This window comes from Curtobacterium sp. MCLR17_055, from assembly GCF_003234305.1.
Taxonomy (GTDB): domain Bacteria; phylum Actinomycetota; class Actinomycetes; order Actinomycetales; family Microbacteriaceae; genus Curtobacterium; species Curtobacterium flaccumfaciens.
Genome location: NZ_QKSX01000007.1, coordinates 182,133 through 190,121 on the forward strand (window position 1 = coordinate 182,133; position 7,989 = coordinate 190,121).

Annotated in this window: 7 protein-coding genes; 2 read left to right on the forward strand and 5 right to left on the reverse strand. The window is 72.6% G+C overall.

All coding sequences use genetic code 11. The features are described 5' to 3' along the window. Position 1: 1 nt before the first annotated feature. Positions 2 to 1,714, forward strand: coding sequence for a glycosyltransferase (locus tag DEJ09_RS08375; RefSeq protein WP_111088174.1), 1,713 nt, complete (start codon positions 2 to 4; stop codon positions 1,712 to 1,714). A gap of 136 nt (positions 1,715 to 1,850) precedes the next feature. Here the strand turns inward: DEJ09_RS08375 and DEJ09_RS08380 are convergent, their stop codons facing one another. From DEJ09_RS08380 to DEJ09_RS08400, 5 genes are all read right to left on the reverse strand, one after another. Continuing rightward, positions 1,851 to 2,705 carry a glycosyltransferase family 2 protein gene (locus tag DEJ09_RS08380; RefSeq protein WP_071406439.1) on the reverse strand — a complete coding sequence of 285 codons (855 nt, stop codon included), beginning with the start codon at positions 2,703 to 2,705 and terminating at the stop codon, positions 1,851 to 1,853. Next, positions 2,702 to 3,880: a glycosyltransferase family 1 protein gene (locus DEJ09_RS08385; protein ID WP_258373831.1), complete on the reverse strand. Its 1,179-nt coding sequence runs from the start codon at positions 3,878 to 3,880 to the stop codon at positions 2,702 to 2,704. The genes DEJ09_RS08380 and DEJ09_RS08385 overlap by 4 nt, the downstream gene beginning before the upstream one ends. Before the next feature lie 74 nt (positions 3,881 to 3,954). After that, positions 3,955 to 5,130, reverse strand: coding sequence for a glycosyltransferase family 2 protein (locus DEJ09_RS08390; RefSeq protein WP_220034920.1), 1,176 nt, complete (start codon positions 5,128 to 5,130; stop codon positions 3,955 to 3,957). Next, a complete protein-coding gene (locus tag DEJ09_RS08395) occupies positions 5,049 to 6,278 on the reverse strand; it encodes an ABC transporter ATP-binding protein (RefSeq protein ID WP_111022340.1) in 1,230 nt (409 codons plus the stop codon). The genes DEJ09_RS08390 and DEJ09_RS08395 overlap by 82 nt, the downstream gene beginning before the upstream one ends. Before the next feature lie 3 nt (positions 6,279 to 6,281). After that, complete coding sequence (locus DEJ09_RS08400) at positions 6,282 to 7,184, reverse strand: ABC transporter permease (RefSeq protein WP_111022341.1); 903 nt, start codon at positions 7,182 to 7,184, stop codon at positions 6,282 to 6,284. A 189-nt stretch (positions 7,185 to 7,373) separates the two neighbouring features. Here DEJ09_RS08400 and DEJ09_RS08405 point away from each other — a divergent pair, with 189 nt between their 5' ends. Continuing rightward, positions 7,374 to 7,970, forward strand: coding sequence for a hypothetical protein (locus DEJ09_RS08405; RefSeq protein ID WP_111088176.1), 597 nt, complete (start codon positions 7,374 to 7,376; stop codon positions 7,968 to 7,970). Positions 7,971 to 7,989: the final 19 nt, after the last annotated feature.

Consider the following 7,989-nt stretch of genomic DNA (forward strand, 5'->3'; position numbering starts at 1 on the left):
CGTGACCGGGTTCCCGGACCCGCTGCCGCGGCTCGACCAGGACGTCACGGTGCTCGTCACGACCCGTTCGGACCGGCACGCCGAGGTCGCCCGGCTCGTGTCGGTCGCCCGTGATGCCTTCGGTCGTGGGGTCGACGTCCGCGCCGTGAGCTACGTCGCGGACGCCTCGCCGGTCGACCCGTTCGGCCGTCGCCTGCCGTGGGTCCGACCGGAACCCGTCGACGGCCTCGGCTCGGCGATCAACACCGGGGTCGCAGCCGGTGCGGGCCGGACGCTCGTGGTGGTCGACACCTCGGTGTCGGTCGACGTGCCGGCGCTGCACGCCCTCGCTGCGGCGGGCTCGGTCGCGCAGGCCCGGGTCCGGTTGCCGGACGGCACGCTCCGCTCCGGTGCCCGGCTGCTGCGCCCCGGTGCCCTGCCGTGGTCGGACGACCGCGCCGACACCGTGACCGACGTCGACACCGTCTTCGCGGCGGACCAGCCGGTGCTCTCGGTGCCGGGGGCGGCGCTGGTGCCGGCACCGTGCCTCCCGGACGAACGCATGACCCTGACGGCCTGGAGCCGCGCGGTCGCCGATGCCCACGGCGGAGCGGTGCGCGTCGTCGGCGAGGCGACCCGCTCGGTCGAGGCCGGCCGCACCGTCGACGCCGCCACCGTCGACGCGTTCGCCACCTGGCGCGACCGCGCGTCCGAGGGCGACGGTGTCGTCGCCGGACCGCCGCTGCCGCCCTGGGGTGCCCGGCCGGTGGCCCCGGCCGCGCGCGTGACCGGCGGTGACGCCGAACAGCTCACCTGGTCGCTCAAGATCGCTGCGCCCGCCGGGCCAGAGGGTGACGGCTGGGGCGACGTGCACTTCGCCGCCGAGCTCGCCGGGGCACTCGAGCGGCTGGGGCAGCGCGTCCGGATCGACCGACGCGACGCCCACGTGCGGGCCGACGACGCTTCGGACGACGTCACGCTGGTGATCCGGGGCCTCGACCGGGTGCCGCCGAACCCGGCGTCGGTGAACCTGCTCTGGGTGATCAGCCACCCCGACGACGTCGCCGACACGGAACTGCGGTCGTTCGACGCGGCCTTCGCGGCCGGGCCGGTGTGGGCAGCCGCAGCCGCTGCGCGTGCGGGCGTGCCGGTCCGGACCCTGCTGCAGGCGACCGAGCCGGCCGTGTTCCACCCTGGCGCGCGCACGGCGACGAGCCCCGATGCCGACCGCGTGGTGTTCGTCGGCTCGACCCGCGGTGCCGCGCGACCCATCGTGTCCGACGCGGTCGCGCTCGGTGCCGATCTGCGCGTGCACGGTCCGGGCTGGGGAGAGGTCGTCCCCGCGGAGTCGCTCGGCGAACCGTCGCTGACCCGGGCCGAGGTCGCGGCGGCCTACGCCTCAGCGCGTGTGGTGCTCAACGACCACTGGCCCGACATGGCCGCCGGGGGCTTCGTGTCGAACCGGGTGTTCGACGTGCTGGCGTCCGGGGGAGTCGTCGTGACCGACCCGGTGGCCGGGCTGTCCGACGTGCTGGACGTCCCGACGCTCGCGGTCGCGGGCTCCCGGGACGAGCTGGCCGACCTGCTCGAACCGGCGCGCGCGTGGCCGTCGGCTGCCGACCGGGCCGCCGTGGCCGAGCGCATCGCCGCCGAGCACTCCTTCGACGCCCGCGCCGCGGTGCTGCTGGCGGCGGCCCGCGCCGAGCGAACCCGCCTGCACCCACGCCGCCCCTGACGCCGCCGGGTGCGAACGGGCCCGCAAGACACCGGTGTTCGCACTCGGAACACCCGCAGACCGCGGTGCAACGCGCGAACACCGGTGTCTTGCGAACGGGACAGCCCGCGAACGGGACAGCCCGACCGAGCGGGAACTACTTGCGCGTGACCCAGCGGGCGCGGAGCGACAGGCCCGCGTGCAGCACGACGCGCAGGGGCCAGAGCCACCACGCCCGGTACTTCCGCGACAGGAACCGGTAGGCGCTCCGGTGGTGCTCGATCTCCATGCGGCGCCGGTTGGACGACGTCGAGTGGGCTCCGGTGTGGGTGACGACCGCCGAGGGCACGTACACGTTCGCTCGGCCCGACCGACCGACGCGCTGCCCGAGGTCGACGTCCTCGAAGTACATGAAGTACGACTCGTCGAACCCGTCGAGCTCGCGGAAGAGCGACGTCCGGATGAGGAAGCACGCGCCGGAGAGCCATCCGGCCTCGCGCTCGACGACCTTCGTGGTGGACCAGTACCGCTGGCTCCACGGGTTCGCCGGCCAGAACCGCGAGAACGCCGCGTGGCCGAGGCCGGTCCGTAGCGAGGGGAGCTGCCGGGCGGACGGATAGGTCTCGCCCTGGTCGTCGAGGATCCGGGGCCCGAACGACCCACCGGACGGCAACCGGTCGGCGGCGGCCACGAGTTCGTCGATCGAGCCCTCGCCGAGCACGACGTCGGGGTTCGTGACGAGCAAGAACTCCGGGCGGACGTCCGGCAGCACGTCGTCGAGGGCGCTCAGGGCCGCGTCGATCCCACCGCCGTAGCCGCGGTTGCCGCCGGAGGACACCACGACGGCGCCGTAGGACTCACCGATCGCCCGGAGTGCGTCGATGTCGGCCGAGCCGTTGTCCGCGATGACGACGGCGACCGGGTCCTTCGAGGCGCCGGCGACGCTCGCCAGGAACGGCCGGATGGTCTCGCCGGTGTTGTAGGTGACCGTCAGCACCGCGACCCGGATCACCGCGCACCTCCGGCGACGGATTCGTAGGCCTCGACGTGCACGGCTGCCGTGGCGTCCCAGGTGAACGAGGAGGCCCGCGTCAGGGCCGCCGCACGGTGCGACGCCACGAGCGCGGGATCGTCCAGCAGCGCCGTCATCGCGGACGCCAGCGCGGTCGCGTCGGGCTCGCTGTAGACGGCCGCGTCACCGCCGACCTCGGGCAGGGACAGCCGCCGGGTGGTCAGGACGCACGCGCCGGAGGCCATGGCCTCGACCACGGGCAGCCCGAAGCCCTCGCCGAGGGACGGGTAGACGACGAACTCGGCACCGCCGAGGAACCCGGCGAGGTCCTCGAGTGGCAGGTAGCCGGCCTCGATGACGTGGTCGGTGGGCTGCAGGGCGTCGAGCCGCGCGATGGCCGACTCGTCCCAGCCGCGGGCCCCGGACAGCACGAGCCACGGGACGTCGGCGCCACCAGCCGAGCCGCCGTCCGCCCCGGCGGTGACCGCCCGCGCGGCGCGCACCGAGGCGTAGGCGTCGAGCAGCGCGGTGACGTTCTTCCGCGGCTCGATGGTGCCGAGGAACGCGATCCACGGGGCACCCTCGGGCAGGGTGGCGGCGATCCGGGCGTCCTCGACCGCGGCGACGTCGGGCTCGTGGAACACCGTGCGGTCGACGCCGAGCGGTGCGACCCGGACGTCAGCGCGGATGCCGGTCACGACCCGGGCGGCCTCGGTCGCGGTCGCGGCGCTCGGCACGATGACGACGGGTCGGGTGCGCAGGGACCGGCGGCTCCACCAGGTGAAGAAGGTGCGCTTCAGGCGCGAGTGCCACTCGGGGTTGGAGAAGAACGTGGCGTCGTGCAGCGTGACGACGGACCCGCCGCGCCAGCCGAACGGGAACGTGTAGTGCGGCGAGTGCAGCACCTGCGCCCCGAGCCGACGGCCGAGCGCCGGCAGCCCGGTCTGCTCCCACAGGAACCGCAGCGGCACCGAGTCGGTCCAGCCCGGCGCCGTGTGCACGGTCGCGTGCGGCGCGACGGCGGCGAAGTGCGGAGCGTGCACGGGGCGGACGACCAGGTGGACGTCGAGCGACGGGTCGGTCAGGTGGGACACGACCCCCTCGACGTAGCGTCCGACGCCGCCGAGCGCCTGCGGTACCGCGGTCCCGTCGACGAGGACGGTGAGCTGCGGCACGCGTGGATCCTTCCGGGCGGGGACGTCGTGGCCGGGGCCGTCGACGGGGGAGTGTCCAGGATAGCCCGCTGCACTCATGCGCCCGGGTCCACGCTGCGGCGCGGGACGGACGCGCGCCGGGTCTCGCGCAGCCGGCGCGCGAGGTGGACCGGCAGGGTCCCCACGACGTCCGCGAACGCCGTCAGGACGAGCCGCGCCTCCCGGCGGGTGCGACCGGAGGCCAGCCCGCGCAGGCCGCGCACCAGGGTGCGGACGCTCGCCCGCACGACGGTCGGCCACGGGGCGTGCCAGAGCGCGACGACGATGCGGTTGCGGGCGTTCCGGAAGACGAACAGGTCGCTCTGCACGCCGGACGACGCCGAGTGGTCGTGCTCGACGACCGCGTCGGCCGCGTGCTCGACGCGCCATCCGCGGCGGCGCAGCCGCCAGGCGAGCTCGGTGTCCTCGTAGTACATGAAGAGGGACTCGTCGAGCAGGCCGACGTCGTCCAGCGCCGTTCGGCGGAGCGCGGACGCGCCGCCGGAGAACCCGAAGACGTCGACGTCGGCGACCCGGTCGACGGGCGCGAACCAGTCGCGGTCCATCCCGTTGCCGTCGCGGTCGACACGGACGCCGGTCGAGTTGAGCCGGACCTCGCCGTCCGCCGACGGCGTCCAGCGACGGCCGTCGTGGTCGCGCAGCACGCGCTGGCCGGGGGCGGGCTCCACCCCGGCCGGGAGGCCCGTCCAGCGTCCGGCGAGCACGATGCGGCCCGTCACGGCGGCGACCTCGGGCCCGGCGTGCGCCAGGTGGTCGCGGAGCGCCGCGACGAAGCCCGGTGCGGGCACGGCGTCGTTGTTCAGGAGCACGACGACGTCGGCGTCCGTGTGCCGGATGCCGGTGTTGGCCCCGGCCGCGAAGCCGCCGTTGTCGCCGCGTGCGATGACGGTGGCGTCCGGCAGGGCACGGCGGAGCACCGCGACGGAATCGTCGGACGACCCGTTGTCGACGACGATGACGTCGTCGGCCGTGCCCTCGTCGAGAACTGCGCGGACGGCCGCGGTGGTCAGGTCGGCGCGGTTCCAGTTGACGACGACGACCGCGGTGCGGAGCGTGCCGTCGGTCCGGGGCGCGGAGTCGGCACGGGGCGTGCCGTCGGCGCTGGTCCCGGTTTCGCCGTCGTCCGGGGTCAGTCGAGCTCCTCGATCGAGGGTTCGGCGTAGACCGTGCCCACGGCGTGCTCGAACCCGGGGACCTCGAACGAGTCGCACTCCGGCATGTCGTGCAGGTGGCGCCCGGCCGAGTCCATCATCGACACGTTGATGAAGTACTTGCCGGTGCCGAACGCGGTGTCGGCGATCCGCAGGCGGAGCTTCCGGCGACCGTGCAGCGGCTGCAGTTCGAGGCCCATGATGCCGGTGGTGGTGCCGTAGACGACCTGGCCACCGGCGTTGTTGATCTGGACCGCGGCCTCCCAGTCGGCGATGCCGTCCAGGTGCTCGAACTCCATGTCCACGACGAGGTCGTCGCCCGGCATGACCTCGGCGCGGGGCTCCTTGCCGTCGACGCGCACGCTCGCGCCGATGACCTTGCCCCGGCCGACGGCGACGTCGGTGCTGAGCTCGCCCTGACGGCGTTCCTCGAGCACCTCGCGGAACATGCTCACGGCCTGGACGGGGTCACCGTCGTGCAGCACCTTGCCCTTGTTGAGCAGGACGACGCGGTCGCACATCTCCTGCACCTGGCTGAGGGAGTGCGTGACGATGATGATCGTCTTGCCGGCCTCCTGGAAGGTGCGGATGCGGTCGAGGCACTTGCGCTGGAAGGCCTCGTCACCGACGGCCAGGACCTCGTCGACGAGCAGGACGTCGGGGTCGGTGTGCACGGCGACGGCGAACGCGAGCCGCACGTACATGCCCGATGAGTAGAACTTCACCTGGGTGTCGATGAAGTCCCCGATGCCCGAGAACGCCAGGATGTCGTCGAACTTCTCGTCGGTCTGCTTGCGGCTGAGGCCGAGCAGGCTCGCGTTGAGGTAGACGTTCTCGCGACCCGACAGGTCGGGGTGGAACCCCGCGCCGAGCTCGAGCAGGGCGGCGAGGCGACCGCGGCGGGACACCGTGCCGGAGGTCGGCTGGATGATGCCGCCGATGGCCTTGAGCAGGGTCGACTTGCCGGAGCCGTTCTGGCCGATGAGCCCGACGGTCGAGCCGGCCTGGATCGACACCGTGACGTCGTCGAGGGCCCAGAAGTCCTGGCGGTGCTTCCGCCCGGCGCGGCCGAGCGTGACGATGCGCTCGCGCAGGGTGTTGTCCTTGCGGACCGTGAAGCGCTTGCGGACGTGGTCGATGACGATGACGTCGGGACGCTCGGCGGTCTCGCCGGCGGTCGTCGGGGCGACGGGGGTGCTGATGGCCATGGTCTAGAGCTCCTGCGCGAAGTTGCCCTGCAGGCGGGAGAAGATCCGCTGCGCACCGATGAGGCAGAGGAGACCGATCACGAACGCGATCCCCAGCCGCAGCATCAGGTGGTCCGGGTACGTGACGTCTGCCGGGTCGTGCAGCCAGATCGCGTTCTGCAGGCCGAGCACCGACAGGGTCAGCGGGTTGTTCGTGTAGAGGGTGAGGAGCCAGTCGGCGTTCACGGTGGCGACCACCCGCGAGTACGAGTAGACGATCGGTGAGGCCCAGAGCAGGACCATCAGGCCGACGTCGATGACGAACTGCACGTCGCGCAGGTACACGTTGAGCGCGGACAGCACCAGGCCGATGGCCGCGCCGTAGACCAGGATCACCGCGAGCGAGGGGATCAGGTAGACCAGGCCCTCGTGCCACGGGAAGACGCCGATGACGACCGTCGCTGCCAGCAGGATCGCGAACTGGATGGTGAAGTTCACCAGGGCCGCGCCCACACTGGCGAGCGGGAAGACCTCGCGCGGGACGTAGACCTTCTTGATCAGCCCGGAGTTGCCGACGATCGACCCGGTCGACCCGGCGACGATCTCGCTGAAGAGCGTGTAGGCGGTCAGGCCGGTGAAGACGTAGATCGCGAAGTTGTCGATGCCGTTGGCGGCGCCGAGGACCTTGCCGATGACGAAGTAGTAGATGAGCAGTTGGGTCAGCGGGCGCACGAGCGTCCACACGAACCCGAGTGCCGAGTCCTTGTAGCGGGCCTTCAGGTCACGTCGGACGAGCATGCCGAGCATCTCGCGCTGCCGGAAGACGTCGCGCAGCTCACGGAAGGTCCCGCGGAAGGCGCTCGTCGGAGCGCCGATCACGACGAGGGGTTCCTTCGCGAGCGCGGTCATGCGGGCTTGGTCGACCATACGTCTCTTCGTTCGTGGGGGCAGGACCGGAACAGCATACTCACCGGGCCCGCGGGACGGGGTTGGGCGACGGTCGTCGTGCACCCCGAGTGGGGGTGATTCCGGCCGATCCAACCCTCAACCTTCACTTTCGAGTTACCGTTGTTGCAACCCGGACCCTTGTCAACATCCACAGGACGGCCCGTCAGCATGCTCCTCGCATCCAGGCCGATCGCTGCGTTCGCGGTGGTCGGTGCCCTCAGTCTCCTCTTGGCCGGTTGTTCCGGTGGTGGCGACGACGCCACCCCGTCGCCGTCCGCGTCCGTCTCGCGCACCCCGACGGACGACGACTCGGCGACCGCGGCTCCCACCAGTACGGCCTCGACGCCGACCGACGGTGGGTCCGACGACGGTGACGGCGACGATGCCGGCGCCTCCGACGACGACACCCCCGGTGCGTTCCCGGGCAGCGGCGCGACGAACCAGCCGGACACCGACCCGTCGGAGTACCCGGCCACGTCCGTCGTCACGTTCGCCGGCTGGGACACCGGATCGAAGACCCTCCAGGCCGGTGGCCTGGTCTCCGGCACGACCGACACGAGCGGGAAGTGCACCTTCACCGCGACGAAGGACGGCGTCACGCGCACCGCCACGAGCACCGCACAGGCGAGTGCCTCGTCGGTGAACTGCGCGCAGGTGTCGTTCCCCGCGGCGAAGGTGTCGAGCGGCACCTGGTCCGTCACCCTGACCTACGCCGTCGGCTCCGCGTCGACGACGTCCGACCCCCTGACCGCCGAGGTCCCGTGATGCGCAACCCCCGCACCCC

Excerpts from the sequence above, each read along its gene's own strand:
- DEJ09_RS08395 (WP_111022340.1), bottom strand. The coding sequence starts at position 6,278 with ATGGCCATCAGCACCCCCGTCGCCCCGACGACCGCCGGCGAGACCGCC.
- DEJ09_RS08400 (WP_111022341.1), bottom strand. The coding sequence starts at position 7,184 with ATGGTCGACCAAGCCCGCATGACCGCGCTCGCGAAGGAACCCCTCGTC.
- DEJ09_RS08405 (WP_111088176.1), top strand. The coding sequence starts at position 7,374 with ATGCTCCTCGCATCCAGGCCGATCGCTGCGTTCGCGGTGGTCGGTGCC.